Source organism: Candidatus Pantoea floridensis (assembly GCF_900215435.1).
Taxonomy (GTDB): domain Bacteria; phylum Pseudomonadota; class Gammaproteobacteria; order Enterobacterales; family Enterobacteriaceae; genus Pantoea; species Pantoea floridensis.
The window spans coordinates 562,880-577,214 of sequence record NZ_OCMY01000001.1; the positions used below are offsets into that span (position 1 = coordinate 562,880).

The following is a 14,335-nucleotide window of genomic DNA, read 5'->3' on the forward strand; positions in this document are numbered from 1 at the left end:
AACAGCCGATAAACGCACGTGTGCAGATGAATGGCGGCTAGTTTAAGACGTTGCCGACACTGAAACTATAGGAATGAAGGTGTAAAACATTGGCGCTAACGATAAGCGTTTTTGCAGGTAAACCGAGGTGAATGGAGTCGCCATGAATGACGACCCTACGACATACCGCCGATGACCTGTAGGGCCGCCATTCATGGCGACCAAAACAAGCGCGCTATTCCGCCTCGCTATTGCTGGCCGTCAGGCCTGACTTCTGCTTTTTGTACGCCAGCGCCGCGGCCGGAACCGGTGCGGCTTTACCGGTTTCCAGCCAGTCACGCAGACGGTTGGCATCGGCAAAATGGGTGTATTTTCCAAACGCGTCCAGTACCACCAGCGCCACCGGACGGTTATTGATCACCGTGCGCATCACCAGGCAGTGCCCCGCTTCATCGGTATAACCGGTTTTGGTCAGCTGGATACGCCAGTCGTTTTTGTACACCAAATGGTTGGTGTTACGGAACGGCAGCGCATAATTCGGATGTTTAAATACCGCCGTGTCTTCTTTGGTGGTGCTTAACTCACCAATCAGCGGGTACTGACGTGTAGCTTTCGCCAGCTTTATCAGGTCTTCCGCGCTGGAAACGTTCTGAATCGACAAGCCGGTCGGTTCCACATAACGCGTATGCGTCATACCGAGCGCACGTGCTTTGGCATTCATGGCACGAATAAAAGCATCGTAACCGCCCGGATAGTGGTGCGCCAGGCTGGCGGCCGCGCGGTTCTCCGACGACATCAGCGCCAGCAGCAGCATGTTGCGGCGGCTGATTTCACTGTTCAGTTTGACGCGGGAAAATACGCCGCGCATTTCAGGCGTGTGGCTGATATCGACCGACAGCATTTCATCCATCGGCAGTTTGGCATCCAGTACCACCATCGCCGTCATTAGCTTGGTCAGCGAAGCAATTGGGCGTACGCGGTTAGGATGACTGGAAAACAGCACTTTGTTGTTTTCCAGATCGACGATCATCGCGCTGCCGGAGGCGATTTGCGGTTGGGCAATCGGCGCCAGGTTTGAGAGTACGGCCGGCGCAGCGAGCGCGGGTGTCACAGCGGCTGGCGCGGCGACAAACAGCGCCAGCGACAGCAGGGAAATACGCATTTTTGCAGACATCGTGTCAAAAAAATCCGGTCAGGAGTTTTGCGCTGTGTAAACACACAGGCCGCCCACATCAAGCCAGACGGGATGCGGGCTGGCTGCAGTATCATACGCACTTCCCTGAGAAATTTCTTAACGAGATTGTTTCCAGGCGTTAAAAGGCCGCCATGAATGGCGACCTTTTGGGTTGAGTGCGATTTCGTTTGTCGGTCGCCATGAATGGCGACCTTAAGGGGGCGGTTTTGTAGGGTCGCCATTCATGGCGACCAGGATAGCCTCAGAATAACCGTGGACCATATCCCCAGATAACCACCGTCAGCGCCAGCAGCACCTCGAACACCAGCACCCCTATCGCCAATGTTGAGCCGGAGAAGCGCAGACTTTCATCACGGTCAATACTCAGGAATACCGGGATCCCGACGTAAAGCAGATAACCGGTGTAAACCAGCGCAATCGCGCCGACCAATACGCACAGCCACACCAGCGGATAGAGCGCCACCAAACCACTAAGGAACAGCGGCGTTGCCACATAGCCCGCAAACACGGTGCAGCGTTGCAGGCTCGGGCGCTGCGGATAATTACGCGCCATCCAGTGAATCACACGCCCCATCACGGCAACGCCACCAAGAATCATCAGGTAGAACAGAATGCCCAAACCGATACCGGTCAGCCTGTTGAGTAGTACGAACTGCCCTTCGCCCAGATTCCAGCCCAGTTGCGTGGTGCCGATGAAGGCGCAGATCACCGGGATCGCCGCCATTAGCAGAACATGATGGGTGTAATGGTGCGAAACGCTCTCATTTTCCTGTTTAATATCGCGCATTTCCTGACCAGGATGCGCCAGTAAACCCCAGACATGATTCATACGGTTACTCCTCTAATGCAAGGGGCTGCCCCTAAAGCAAAAGACCTCGACAACGCAGGCAGCGTCTCTCAAGTATAATCGTCGCCGCTGTTTTTGCGGCTAACCCTACAAATAAAGGCGCTGGCGTATAAACTGGTAACAGTCTCAACATTTACAGGGAGGATGATTTGCATCTCGATATCAATGGATTAATTAGCCAATACGGCTATCTGGCGCTGCTGATTGGCTGTATCGCCGAAGGAGAAACCTTCACCTTACTGGGCGGGGTTGCGGCGCATGAAGGCTTGCTGCACTTCACCGGCGTGGTGTTGGCCGCGATGATTGGCGGCATTATTGGCGATCAGCTGTTGTTTTGGCTGGGACGCCGCTACGGTACACGCATTCTGCGCCGTTTCCGCAAACATCAGGAAACCATTGGCAAAGCCAATCGGCTGATTCAGAAACACCCTAGTTTATTCGTCATCGGCGTGCGCTTTATGTATGGCTTCCGCATTGTGGGGCCAATCATCATTGGCACCAGCCGCCTTAAGCCGCTGCGTTTCTTTATTCTTAACGTCATCGGCGCCGCGCTATGGTCACTGATTTTTGTCTCTATCGGCTACTTTGCTGGCGAGATCGTTGCGCCGTGGCTGCATAAGATCGATCAGCACCTCAAACCCGTATTGTGGTTAGCGGCGGCGGTTATTTTTGGCATCGTGCTGCGCTACATTATTCGCCACTGGAACCGCCGCCGCGCGGGTTAATTACGAGTGATAACCTTTAAACTGCGGATTCGCCAGCATAAAACCACCGTCGACAATGAAAGATTGTCCGGTGGTGTAGGTTGCCCATTCCGAGCAGAGCCAGGCCACTAAGCTCGCCACCTCACGCGTATCGCCGGGACGTCCAATCGGGATCTCCGGCATACGTCGGCCTTGCTCGTCATCTTTCATATCATTCATCGCCGTGGCAATTGCGCCCGGCGCCACCGCGTTGACCAAAATATGGTGCGGCAATAAGCTCAACGCCATTGATTTGGTCAGGCCACCGAGTGCATGTTTCGCGGCGGTATAGGCGCTGGCGTCCGGTAGCGGCGTGTGTTCATGCACCGAAGTGATATTGATAATACGTCCACCGTCGCCCTGATCGACCATATGCCTTGCGGCAATCTGCCCACAGATAAAAGCACCATCGACATCCACATTAAACACTTTGCGCCAATCCTCAAAAGTGACATCGAGAAAGTCAGCTTTGGTCATCACGCCCGCGTTGCACACCAGCACGTCAATGCGCCCCAGCGAGTTGATCAGCTGCGCCAGTTGTTGCCCGCCGGCTTGCGGATCGGCAAGGGCAACCTGCCGCACCTGCGCCATCTGTCCACGACTCTCCACCATACGTGCGGTTTCCTGGGCGCCCTCTTCATCCGAACTCCAGGTGATGCCAAGCGTATAGCCCGCTTCGGCCAGCATCACCGCACAACTGCGACCAATGCCAGAACTGGAACCGGTAACCACGGCGACTTTCTGTTTTCCTGAACTCATAACATTCTCCTGATTGAGGGTGTCTTAACAGTATAGAAGTTATCCTTCTGTGCCTCAGTGCCGCCGAATCTGCCGTTGCGTCTATAGTTAACCATTACATACCGCAAAGGGGGGCAAGATGAGCGACATTAAACGCAGAATAGACGACCACGGTGTGATTGGTGATTTACGCACCTGCGCACTGATCGCCAACGACGGCACCATCGATTATCTCTGCTGGCCAGAGCTTGATAGCCCTTCGGTATTTGCTGCGCTGCTCGATAGCGACGAAGCCGGACTCTTCTCTCTCGCCCCCGACTGGAAAAATGCCCGCCAGCAGCAGCTCTATCTGCCCGATACCAATATTCTGCAAACCCGCTGGCTGGACGATGCGGGCGTGGCGGAGATCACCGATTACATGCCGATCTGCGACGAGCACAGCAAAGTGCCGCGTCTGGTACGTCGCGTGAAAATGGTGCGCGGCACGGCGAAGTTCCATCTGCTGTGCGCGCCGCGCCACGATTATGCGCGCGCAGAAACCACCACCGAAGTGCGTCCTGGTGGTATCGCTTTTCTGGCCGCAGGACAACCGGCTTTACGCCTCAGCGCCACGGTGGTGATGACGCGCGAGAACCACAGCGCAGTGGCGGAGTTCACCCTGAAAGCCGGTGAGTGCGCCGAGTTTATTTTTGGTAACGATGACGATCCAAACGTGGCGAAAATTGCCACCGAACAGTGCTTCCGCGACACGCTGGAATATTGGCGACGCTGGAGCAGCCACAGTTCGTATCGTGGGCGCTGGCAGGAACAGGTGACGCGTTCGGCGCTGGCGCTCAAGCTGTTGACCTCACATCAGCACGGTTCGATTGCCGCCGCCGCCACCTTTGGTTTGCCGGAGGAATTGGGGGGTGAGCGCAACTGGGATTATCGCGCCTCATGGATTCGCGACGCCTCGTTCAGCATGTATGCGCTGATGCGCCTTGGCTACACCGAAGAAGCGCGAGATTTCACTAAGTGGGTCGGCCGCTGCGTTGAGCACAGTCACGACGACACCCCACATCTGCAGGTGATGTATCGCCTGGATAGCGGCACCGAGCTGCATGAAACCGAGCTGCTCAATCTTTCCGGCTACGCTAATTCACGTCCGGTGCGCATCGGCAATGATGCCTGGCGCCAAACCCAACTCGATATTTACGGCGAGCTGATGGATGCCATTTATCTCGCCAACAAATATGGCGAGGCGATTTCGCAGCGCGGCTGGAAGTATGTCTCCGACATGATCGATTATGTCTGCGTGAACTGGAATCAACCCGATGCCGGCATTTGGGAGATGCGCGGTGAACCGGAGCATTTCCTGCATTCGCGTTTAATGTGTTGGGTGGCACTCGATCGCGCACTGCGGCTGGGTATGAAGCGTTCGCTGCCAATGCCCTATGAACGCTGGGATCGCGTGCGCAGCGAGATCCGCGATGATATCTGGCAAAACTTCTGGAATCCTGAGCTGGGCCACTTCACCGCGACACGTGGCGGAAACTTCCTTGATGCCTCGATGCTGCTGATGCCGCTGGTGCGCTTTGTCAGCTCAACCGATCCAGATTGGCTGGCCACGCTGGATGCGATTAAAACCCATTTAGTGAGCGATGGTTTAGTGCGCCGCTATAACATTCATGAGACGCCTGCCGATGCATTAAGTGGCGGAGAAGGCTCCTTTGCGGCCTGCTCCTTCTGGTACGTAGAGTGTCTGGCGCGCGCCGGGCGGGTGCATGAAGCACATTTTGAGTTTGAGAAGCTGCTGAGCTACGCCAATCCGGTTGGCCTGTACGCCGAAGAATTTACCTCTCACGGCAATGCATTGGGTAATATGCCGCAGGCGCTGTCGCATCTGGCGCTGATCAGTGCCGCTTTTTTCCTCAATCGTAAATTGAGTAATGAAGTGACGCTGTGGCAGCCTTAAAAATTCACATTTTGGGCTGAGGAGCTAAGAGAATTGTCTGGTAAACACAAGGAATTGCGTAAAGTATCTTCAGCCAGCGAAAATCCTGATTTCCATCAATGCACCAATGCACATATAATGCGCAGCGGGTCATACTGACCACGATGGATTCGACACACTGACAAGCCTGAAACATGGCCATAACGACTTGAAAAACATGAAAATGAGCATTCGCGCGTTCGCTTCACTCGCCCTCGCACTGGCGGCGTTCAGCCAGTCGGCATTTGCAGTAGTCTATCCGCTGCCGCCGGCTAATAGCCGTCTGATCGGCGAAAATATTGAAATCACCGTTCCTGATGACAGCAAACTTCCGCTGGAAGCCTTTGCTGCGCAGTATCAGATGGGCCTCAGCAATATGCTCGAAGCCAATCCGGGTGTTGACGTTTATCTGCCGAAAGCTGGCACTAAAATGATCATCCCGCAGCAGCTGATTTTGCCTGACGCGCCGCGTGAAGGCATCGTGATCAACAGCGCTGAGATGCGTCTTTACTATTACCCGAAAGGCACCAAGACCGTGGTCGTGCTGCCAATCGGCATCGGCGAATTGGGTAAAGATACGCCAATGAACTGGATCACCAAGGTTGAGCGTAAGAAAGATGGCCCAACCTGGACGCCAACCAAAGCGATGCACGCGGAATACGCAGCGCGTGGTGAAAGCATTCCAGCCGTGTTCCCGGCGGGTCCAGATAACCCGATGGGACTGCATGCGCTCTACATTGGCCGCCTGTATGCCATTCACGGTACTAATGCCAACTTCGGCATCGGCCTGCGCGTGAGCCACGGCTGTGTGCGTCTGCGCTCTGACGACATTAAATGGCTGTTCGACAACGTGCCAGTCGGCACCCGCGTCCAGTTCATCGATCAGCCGGTGAAAGCGAGCGTTGAGCCAGACGGTTCGCGCTACATTGAAGTCCACAATCCGCTGTCGACCACCGAAGAGCAGTTCAACTCTCGTGAGCTGGTGCCGATTAACCTGACGTCTGCGGTGACCAAAGTGATTGCCGATGCCAGCACCAACCAGGATGCGGTGAATAACGCAATCCAGGCGCGTAACGGTATGCCGATCAAAATTAATGGCCCAGCAGGTGAAGCCCAGCCAGCACCGGTGCCGGTACAAGAATCTTCTGACGCAACGCCGAAAGAAGAACCGATGACGCCGCAGGGTGCTAACGGCGCAGCGCCTGCTGCTCAGCCGGCTACCAGCCTGTAATTACGTGTTGTGATGAGCCAGCCTGCGGGCTGGCTTTTTTGTGCGTGCGATTAGCCAGGTCGCCATGAATGGCGACCCTACGAAAAAATCATCAGGGTTATGTAGGGGCGCCATTTATGGCGACCTGGCCACCTCAATCACGCGGTCGTCGAAATGCCAGCCAGCCCGCCACTAACGTGAACGCCAGCACCACTAACACCAGCAGCAGAAAGCCATGCGGATTGCTCGCCAGCGGAATGCCGCCGACGTTCATGCCAAAAAAACCCGCCACGATATTGATCGGCAGCGCCAGCACGGTTATCACCGTAAGCAAGAACAGCGTACGGTTGCTCTGCTCCATCAGACGCGCGGCAATCTCTTCCTGCAACAAACGGATCCGCTCCATTAGCCCAGCCAAATCATTCAGCGCCACGCTGAACTCTTCGGTGAAGATACGCAGCTCACCCAGCGGTTCGCGCTTTAGCCATTGAGGCGGGCGATTTAGCAAACGAAACAGCGCCGCGGGTTCGGGTGCCAGCAGGCGCTGCACGCGCAACAGCATGCGGCGTAAATGACCCAGTTCATGACGGTTAGTTTTGATCGCCGCACTCAACAGGCGCTCTTCAATGGCGTCCACCGCCTGACTGGAGCGACGCACCACCTGTTCCAGCTGCGCCTCCTGCTCGCCCAGCAGCCACAGCAGCATCGCATCGGACTCCGCAAACACCAGCTTGTCGATCTGCTGATGCATACGCTCAATCATGCCAACGGGCCGAAAGCGCGCGGTGACAATCACATGCGGGCAGCACCACATCCACAGCGTGGCATTCTGGGTGCTGCGCTCCTCTTTACTGAAGGTGACGTCATTGAGCACCGCCAGCAGCGCATCGTTTTGATGGGCTAAACGGGTGCGCGGTGAAGCTGAATGTATCTCATCGAAAAAATCGCGGTCTACGCCAAAGTGGTCCTGAACCCAACGTTCAGCACGTGCGTGATTAAGATTTATGTGCAGCCAAAGAAAGGTCGATTCCGGCAGCTGTTGCTGCGCCAATTGTGAGGCTTCACGCGCATTTAACCGCTGTGGCGGCGACGCCGGGGTAAACAGATAACCATGAATCAGTCCGGCCACTTCGTTATTGAAGTCCGGCAGGGAGGCAAGCGGTAACACGGGCTGGAGCATAGCAGCAGGTCATTCCGAAGCGGTCAGATCCACAGGGTGCGACAGGGATGTTGCAGCAATATGACACTGGCCGTTCACCATCATCATTCTGTCATACAAACCCCGTATCACACTGGAAGTCAAAGGGTGCCGTTCGAGCATCGTGATTTAACACTGAGGTGTTTTATGGCTGAAAACAGTTTACCCGCATCGACCTCCTCGTCCCATAACGGACGCCCGAACCTTAATCGAGGCAACGGTCCTGCCTCACGCCTGATCTTTGTGCTGCTGCTGATGGCTGGCCTGCTGTATGCGGGCATCAACCTGTTTAACGACGTTGAAGAGACTGGCGCACCGGTGACCAGCTACACGCCATTCCTGCTGCTTGGCGTGGCGCTGATTATTGCGCTCGGCTTTGAATTTGTGAACGGTTTCCACGATACCGCCAACGCCGTCGCCACGGTGATTTACACCCATTCGCTGTCGCCCGGCGTGGCGGTGATGTGGTCCGGTTTTTGTAATTTCCTCGGCGTGCTGCTCTCCAGCGGCGTGGTGGCGTTCGGCATCATTTCGCTGCTGCCGGTAGAACTGATTCTGCAAGCGGGCAGCGGCCACGGTTTTGCCATGGTGTATGCGCTGCTGTTTTCGGCAATTATCTGGAACCTCGGCACCTGGTATTTCGGCTTGCCCGCCTCTTCATCCCATACGCTAATCGGTTCGATCATCGGCGTTGGCGTGGCGAATGCGTTGCTGCACGGGCGCAGCGGCACCAGCGGTGTCGATTGGGATCAGGCGATTAAAGTGGGCTACGCGCTGCTGCTGTCGCCGGTTGTCGGCTTTATCTGCGCCGGGTTGTTGCTGCTGGCGATGAAAGCGTTTATCCGCAATCGCCAACTGTATGAAGCGCCGAAAGGCAATCAGCCGCCGCCGGTGTGGATCCGCGGCTTGCTGATCCTCACCTGCACCGGCGTCTCCTTCGCGCACGGTTCGAATGACGGGCAGAAAGGCATGGGCTTAATCATGCTGATTCTGGTCGGCACCATGCCGATTGCCTATGCCCTGAACCGCTCGCTGCCGCCGGAGCAAATCCCGCGCGTCGCCGCCTTAACACAGGTCACCGAACAGCAGCTGCTGACGCTGCAACCGGCGCCCGCCGCGATGCCTGCGCCGCGCGAGGTACTGACCGAATTCGTGCGCACCAGCCAAAACCGTCCGCAGGTATTACCTGCACTCGGCATGATGCTGGGCGATATCGGTGACCAGATTCGCCGCTATGGCGCGGTGGAGAACATCCCGGTGCAGGCGGTGACCAACACGCGCAACGAGATGTATCTGGCGTCGGAAACCATTAAACATCTGCAAAATGCCAAAGTGGCATTGCCGGAAGAGACCGCGCGCAATCTGACGGCGGTAAAAAAAGAACTGGATGCCGCCACGCGCTTTATCCCGATGTGGGTGAAGGTGGTGGTGGCGATTGCGCTGGGCCTTGGCACCATGGTGGGCTGGCGCCGCATCGTGGTCACCGTGGGTGAGCGCATCGGCAAAACGCATCTCACCTACGCGCAAGGTGCCAGCGCCGAGCTGGTGGCAATGGCGACCATCGGCGCAGCCGACGTCTTCGGCCTGCCGGTTTCCACCACCCATGTACTCTCCTCTGGCGTCGCCGGATCGATGGCCGCCAACCGCTCAGGTCTGCAACTCGCCACCATTCGCAATCTGGCGATGGCCTGGGTACTGACGCTGCCGGTTTCTGTCTTACTTTCGGGGCTCCTTTACGCCCTGTTTATCCACCTGTAATGGGAGAAAATGATGGCGACACACGACAACAGCTTCCACAGCGAGACCTTTAATCAGCGTCTGCTGCAGGAGTTTTACGACAGCTACGACGAAGAGCTGGAAATGGAGCTGGACGACCTGCGCTTCAATGATAACGGTGAGACGCAGGCCGAGGGCGACAAAGCGTTTCGCCGCCGCTATTTCCGCGAGCTGCTACATCTGCAGGGCGAGCTAGTGAAGCTGCAGGATTGGGTGATGCGCACCGGCCATCGCGTGGTGATTCTGTTTGAAGGCCGCGATGCGGCGGGGAAAGGCGGCGTGATCAAACGTATTACTCAACGTCTGAATCCGCGAACCTGCCGCGTAGCCGCCCTGCCCGCGCCTAACGATCGCGAAAAAACCCAGTGGTACTTCCAGCGTTACATAGCGCATCTGCCGGCTGCCGGTGAGATCGTGATGTTTGACCGCAGCTGGTATAACCGCGCAGGCGTGGAGCGCGTCATGGGTTTCTGCAACGAAGAGGAAGTGGAAGAGTTTTACCGCAGCGTGCCAGAGTTTGAAAAAATGCTGACGCGCAGCGGCATCCAGATCGTTAAATACTGGTTCTCAATCACCGATGAAGAACAGGAGCTGCGTTTCCTCAGCCGCATTCACGATCCGCTTAAGCAGTGGAAACTGAGCCCAATGGACCTCGAAAGCCGTCGCCGCTGGGAAGATTACACTGAGGCGAAAGAGGAGATGCTGGAACGCACCAACATCCCCGAAGCACCGTGGTGGGTGGTGCAAGGCGTGGATAAAAAACGTGCGCGTCTCAACTGTATTAGTCATCTGCTGCAGCAGATGCCGTACGAAGAGAGTGAAGCCAAACCGGTTATGTTACCGCCGCGCGAACGTTCGGAAGACTATCGCCGCGCGCCAGTACCTGAGCACATGGTGGTGCCAGAGAAGTATTAATCGCTCGCAGTTTGCACGGCTGGCTGGCGGCCGTGCAGCTGTTGCAGACGCAGCGTCAGGCCAAAGGCACCCAGCACCATTAACGCCGCCGCCAGATACACCGACTGCATGCCCCAGTGACCAATCAGCAAACCCGCCACCGGACCGGTTAATCCCAGCCCTAAGTCGAGGAAGGCCGAATAGGTACCAAGCGCCGAGCCCTGATCCTGCTGCTGCACCCGCTTCACCGCCTCAACGCCAAGCGCCGGGAACACCAGCGAGAAGCCGCCGCCGGTGAGAAATGCCCCAACATCTACCAGCCACACGCTGTCGGCCTGCCAAATCAACAGCAATCCAGCGCACTCCAGCACCAATGACACCAGCGACACTTTCAAGCCACCAAAGCGGGTGATATAGCGGCCAAACCCGAGGCGAACCACCACGAAGCCCAGGCTGAATAAGGTGAGCGCAAACGCCGCGCCGCTCCAGTCGCGGCTGGCGAAATAAAGGGTGATAAACGTTGAGATAACGCCAAAACCAATAGTGCCAAAGCCGAGCGCCAGACCAAACATCCACACGCGGCTGACCACGCGATGAAACGGAATACGCACGCCGGCCGTGACGCTGACGCTCGCTTTGCGGCTCGCCATCCAGAAGCCCGCAACGCCCATGATCGCCACCAAACCGGCAAAGCCGCTGATGCCAAACCACTGATTCAGCAGTACGCCGAGCGGCGCACCAATCGCCATGGCGAAATAGGTGGCTACGCCGTTCCACGAGATGACGCGCGCGGTTTGCAGCGGACCGACGATGTTCATGCCCCATAAGGTGGATCCGGTGCTGCTGAAGCTTTCACCTACGCCGAGGAACAGACGTCCGGCCGCCAGCAGCGCCAGGCTCAACATCGGCACGTCGCTGCACAGCGCGGCGAGAATCGATAGCACACCGCTCATGCCGCAGAACAGCAATCCCATCATCACCACGCGTTTTGGACCCAAGCGATCCGCCAGACGCCCCGAATGTGGGCGGCTTAATAGGGTGGCGAAGTATTGCAGACTGATGATCAATCCGGCGATGAATGAGCTGAAACCGAGCTGGTTATGCACGAATCCCGGCAGCACCGCAAGCGGTAAACCCACCGAAAGGTAGCAAAAGAAAGTGAAAATAATGACGGAGAGAATGCGTTTATTTAACTGAGCGTTACTCAGTACAGCGGCGTCAGACATGGGAAATGGCATCGAAAACAATGATGAAAGGAGTCAACCACTATAACCTTAGCCTGCTAATAGATCGCAGATTTTTTAGTTATAAAGTTTTAACCACATTTGATTGATACGGTCGCCATGAATGGCGACCCTACGAGGGTTTCGTAGGGTGCACATTGATGCGCACCGGCATACACAGGCAATTTTTTGCGGTATTAAGCGATTATCGCGGCCGCATGCCGCTCTATCGCTGTGGCGATCTCGGCGGAGACTTTGAGGGTGCGAACTTCACTGAATAAGCCGTCGGCTTCGTGATAGGCCTTGCGCAGATAGCCAAGCCACTGCTTGATGCGTGCCACGTGATACATGCCGGTATCGCCCTGCTTCTCCAGCTGGGTGTACTTCAGCAAGAGTGCCACCACTTCGGACCACGGCATCGGTGCTTCGTTGTACTTCACCACGCGCGCCAGGTTCGGCACGTTGAGCGCTCCGCGGCCAATCATCACCGCATCGCAGCCGGTAATGCGCATGCAATCCTGCGCATCCTGCCAGTTCCAGATTTCGCCGTTAGCGATCACCGGAATGCGCAGACGCTGACGAATTTCGCCAATCGCCTGCCAGTTGATACTTTCGGCGCGATAGCCGTCTTCTTTGGTTCGACCATGCACCACCAGCTCGCTGGCTCCAGCTTGCTGCACGGCATCGGCGATTTCAAAGCGACGATCGCTGGCATCCCAGCCAAGGCGCACTTTCACCGTTACCGGCAAATGATCCGGCACCGCTTCACGCATCGCTTTCGCGCCGCGGTAGATCAGTTCAGGATCTTTCAGCAAAGTGGCGCCGCCACCGCTGCCGTTCACCAACTTCGATGGACAGCCGCAGTTGAGATCCACGCCCCACGAACCGAGTTCCACCGCACGCGCGGCGTTCTCTGCCAGCCATTCGGGATATTGCCCAAGCAGCTGCATGCGAACGCGCGTGCCTGATGGCGTGCGGCTATGGTTATGCAGCTCAGGACATAAACGATAGAAGGATTTTACCGGCAGCAGCTGATCGACCACGCGCAAAAACTCGGTCACGCACAAATCATAATCATTCACCCCGGAGAGCAGCTCACGCACCAGCGAATCGAGCACGCCCTCCATCGGCGCCAGCAAAACCCTCATGACGTTAGGCGTTCCCGGTTTTCTTCGGTGCCGGACGACGACGACCGCTGTTCGCCGCTGGAGCCGCCTGACCTGCGCCCTGCGCTGGACGACGCGCTGAACGCGCTTCACCCTGCGGACGTGGCGCATTGCCGCTGTGCGGGCGCGAGACGTTGCCGCCCTGACCGCGGCCCTGGCCTTGACCACGGCCCTGACCGCGACCACCGCCCTGCTGCTGACGACCGTTCTGAATCGGTTCCGCTTTAATGCTCGGATCGACTTCGAAACCTGGCAGCTCAATGCGCGGGATTTCACGCTTCAGCAGGCGCTCAATATCGCGCAGCAGTTTGTGTTCATCCACGCACACCAGCGACAGTGCAACACCGGTTGCGGCCGCACGACCGGTACGACCGATACGGTGCACGTAGTCTTCGGCCACGTTTGGCAGCTCATAGTTCACCACGTGCGGCAGCTCTTCAATGTCGAGGCCACGCGCCGCGATGTCTGTGGCCACCAGCACGCGAATGCCGCCAGATTTGAAGTCAGCCAATGCACGGGTACGTGCGCCCTGGCTCTTATTGCCGTGGATGGCGGCGGCGGTAATGCCGTCTTTATTTAGTTGCTCAGCAAGATGATTCGCGCCGTGTTTGGTACGGGTGAACACCAGCACTTGCTGCCAGTTATCACGACCAATCATCAGCGACAGCAGTTCCCGCTTGCGCTTCTTATCCACGAAATGCACTTGCTGTGAAACCTGCTCAGACGCGGTGTTACGACGCGCCACTTCAACCTGTTCTGGGTTGGTGAGCAGCTTTTCCGCCAGCGTTTTGATCTCATCAGAGAAGGTCGCGGAGAACAGCAGGTTCTGACGCTTCGCAGGCAAACGCGCCAGCACGCGACGGATGTCATGGATGAAGCCCATGTCGAGCATACGGTCCGCCTCATCCAGCACGAGGATTTCGACCTGCGACAGATCAACCGCGTTCTGATGCGCCAGATCGAGCAGACGACCCGGTGTTGCCACCAGCACGTCAACGCCGCCGCGCAGTTTCATCATCTGCGGGTTAATGCTCACGCCACCGAAGACTACCAGCGAACGGATATCGAGATATTGGCTGTACTCGCGCACGTTCTCGCCAACCTGTGCCGCAAGTTCGCGGGTCGGGGTGAGGATTAACGCACGCACCGGACGGCGGCCACGCGCCGTCGACGGTTTTGCAGTCAGACGCTGCAGCAACGGCAGCGTAAAGCCGGCAGTTTTACCGGTGCCGGTCTGGGCGCTTGCCAGCAGGTCACGACCAGCCAGCACCACGGGGATTGCCTGACGCTGAATTGGCGTCGGCTCTTGGTAGCCTTGTTCTGCTACCGCACGCAAAATATCGGCACTTAAGCCGAGAGAGTCAAATGACATGCAGGTGTATTACTCCGAACCG

12 protein-coding genes are annotated in these 14,335 nt (G+C 57.0%); 5 read left to right on the forward strand and 7 right to left on the reverse strand.

From position 1 onward, the window contains the following. Positions 1 to 214: 214 nt before the first annotated feature. Positions 215 to 1,153: a D-alanyl-D-alanine endopeptidase gene (pbpG, locus tag CRO19_RS02685; protein ID WP_097094489.1), complete on the reverse strand. Its 939-nt coding sequence runs from the start codon at positions 1,151 to 1,153 to the stop codon at positions 215 to 217. Between the two features lie 262 nt (positions 1,154 to 1,415). Continuing rightward, positions 1,416 to 2,003, reverse strand: a complete 588-nt coding sequence (locus CRO19_RS02690) for a Yip1 family protein (protein WP_097094490.1) — start codon at positions 2,001 to 2,003, stop codon at positions 1,416 to 1,418. A 167-nt stretch (positions 2,004 to 2,170) separates the two neighbouring features. Between CRO19_RS02690 and CRO19_RS02695 the strand changes: the two genes are divergently transcribed. Further along, positions 2,171 to 2,746: a DedA family protein gene (locus tag CRO19_RS02695; RefSeq protein WP_097094491.1), complete on the forward strand. Its 576-nt coding sequence runs from the start codon at positions 2,171 to 2,173 to the stop codon at positions 2,744 to 2,746. On the opposite strand, the gene CRO19_RS02700 is transcribed toward CRO19_RS02695, so the two are convergent. Continuing rightward, complete coding sequence (locus tag CRO19_RS02700) at positions 2,747 to 3,523, reverse strand: SDR family oxidoreductase (RefSeq protein WP_097094492.1); 777 nt, start codon at positions 3,521 to 3,523, stop codon at positions 2,747 to 2,749. 118 nt (positions 3,524 to 3,641) lie between these two features. Between CRO19_RS02700 and CRO19_RS02705 the strand changes: the two genes are divergently transcribed. Beyond that, positions 3,642 to 5,456, forward strand: coding sequence for a glycoside hydrolase family 15 protein (locus tag CRO19_RS02705; RefSeq protein ID WP_097094493.1), 1,815 nt, complete (start codon positions 3,642 to 3,644; stop codon positions 5,454 to 5,456). Between the two features lie 196 nt (positions 5,457 to 5,652). Further along, on the forward strand, positions 5,653 to 6,705 hold the full coding sequence (locus CRO19_RS02710) for a L,D-transpeptidase family protein (RefSeq protein ID WP_097094494.1): 1,053 nt from the start codon (positions 5,653 to 5,655) through the stop codon (positions 6,703 to 6,705). Between the two features lie 133 nt (positions 6,706 to 6,838). Here CRO19_RS02710 and CRO19_RS02715 read toward each other — a convergent pair whose 3' ends face one another. Continuing rightward, on the reverse strand, positions 6,839 to 7,864 hold the full coding sequence (locus CRO19_RS02715; RefSeq protein ID WP_097094495.1) for a transporter: 1,026 nt from the start codon (positions 7,862 to 7,864) through the stop codon (positions 6,839 to 6,841). Positions 7,865 to 8,029: 165 nt separating this feature from the next. Between CRO19_RS02715 and CRO19_RS02720 the strand changes: the two genes are divergently transcribed. Both CRO19_RS02720 and ppk2 read left to right on the forward strand, forming a co-directional pair. Continuing rightward, entirely contained in the window at positions 8,030 to 9,640 is a 1,611-nt protein-coding gene (locus tag CRO19_RS02720; protein WP_097094496.1) for an inorganic phosphate transporter, read from the forward strand. A 12-nt stretch (positions 9,641 to 9,652) separates the two neighbouring features. Continuing rightward, entirely contained in the window at positions 9,653 to 10,573 is a 921-nt protein-coding gene (gene ppk2, locus CRO19_RS02725) for a polyphosphate kinase 2 (protein ID WP_097097568.1), read from the forward strand. Here the strand turns inward: ppk2 and CRO19_RS02730 are convergent. From CRO19_RS02730 to rhlE, 3 genes are all read right to left on the reverse strand, one after another. Beyond that, entirely contained in the window at positions 10,570 to 11,778 is a 1,209-nt protein-coding gene (locus CRO19_RS02730; RefSeq protein WP_097094497.1) for an MFS transporter, read from the reverse strand. The two genes, ppk2 and CRO19_RS02730, sit on opposite strands and share 4 nt — an antisense overlap. A gap of 194 nt (positions 11,779 to 11,972) precedes the next feature. Beyond that, a complete protein-coding gene (gene dusC, locus CRO19_RS02735) occupies positions 11,973 to 12,923 on the reverse strand; it encodes a tRNA dihydrouridine(16) synthase DusC (protein WP_097094498.1) in 951 nt (316 codons plus the stop codon). A gap of 4 nt (positions 12,924 to 12,927) precedes the next feature. After that, complete coding sequence (gene rhlE / locus CRO19_RS02740) at positions 12,928 to 14,313, reverse strand: ATP-dependent RNA helicase RhlE (RefSeq protein WP_097094499.1); 1,386 nt, start codon at positions 14,311 to 14,313, stop codon at positions 12,928 to 12,930. Positions 14,314 to 14,335: the final 22 nt, after the last annotated feature.

Excerpts from the sequence above, each read along its gene's own strand:
- CRO19_RS02700 (WP_097094492.1), bottom strand. The coding sequence starts at position 3,523 with ATGAGTTCAGGAAAACAGAAAGTCGCCGTGGTTACCGGTTCCAGTTCT.
- CRO19_RS02705 (WP_097094493.1), top strand. The coding sequence starts at position 3,642 with ATGAGCGACATTAAACGCAGAATAGACGACCACGGTGTGATTGGTGAT.
- rhlE (WP_097094499.1), bottom strand. The coding sequence starts at position 14,313 with ATGTCATTTGACTCTCTCGGCTTAAGTGCCGATATTTTGCGTGCGGTA.
- CRO19_RS02710 (WP_097094494.1), top strand. The coding sequence starts at position 5,653 with ATGAAAATGAGCATTCGCGCGTTCGCTTCACTCGCCCTCGCACTGGCG.
- dusC (WP_097094498.1), bottom strand. The coding sequence starts at position 12,923 with ATGAGGGTTTTGCTGGCGCCGATGGAGGGCGTGCTCGATTCGCTGGTG.
- CRO19_RS02690 (WP_097094490.1), bottom strand. The coding sequence starts at position 2,003 with ATGAATCATGTCTGGGGTTTACTGGCGCATCCTGGTCAGGAAATGCGC.
- ppk2 (WP_097097568.1), top strand. The coding sequence starts at position 9,653 with ATGGCGACACACGACAACAGCTTCCACAGCGAGACCTTTAATCAGCGT.
- pbpG (WP_097094489.1), bottom strand. The coding sequence starts at position 1,153 with ATGTCTGCAAAAATGCGTATTTCCCTGCTGTCGCTGGCGCTGTTTGTC.
- CRO19_RS02720 (WP_097094496.1), top strand. The coding sequence starts at position 8,030 with ATGGCTGAAAACAGTTTACCCGCATCGACCTCCTCGTCCCATAACGGA.
- CRO19_RS02715 (WP_097094495.1), bottom strand. The coding sequence starts at position 7,864 with ATGCTCCAGCCCGTGTTACCGCTTGCCTCCCTGCCGGACTTCAATAAC.
- CRO19_RS02730 (WP_097094497.1), bottom strand. The coding sequence starts at position 11,778 with ATGTCTGACGCCGCTGTACTGAGTAACGCTCAGTTAAATAAACGCATT.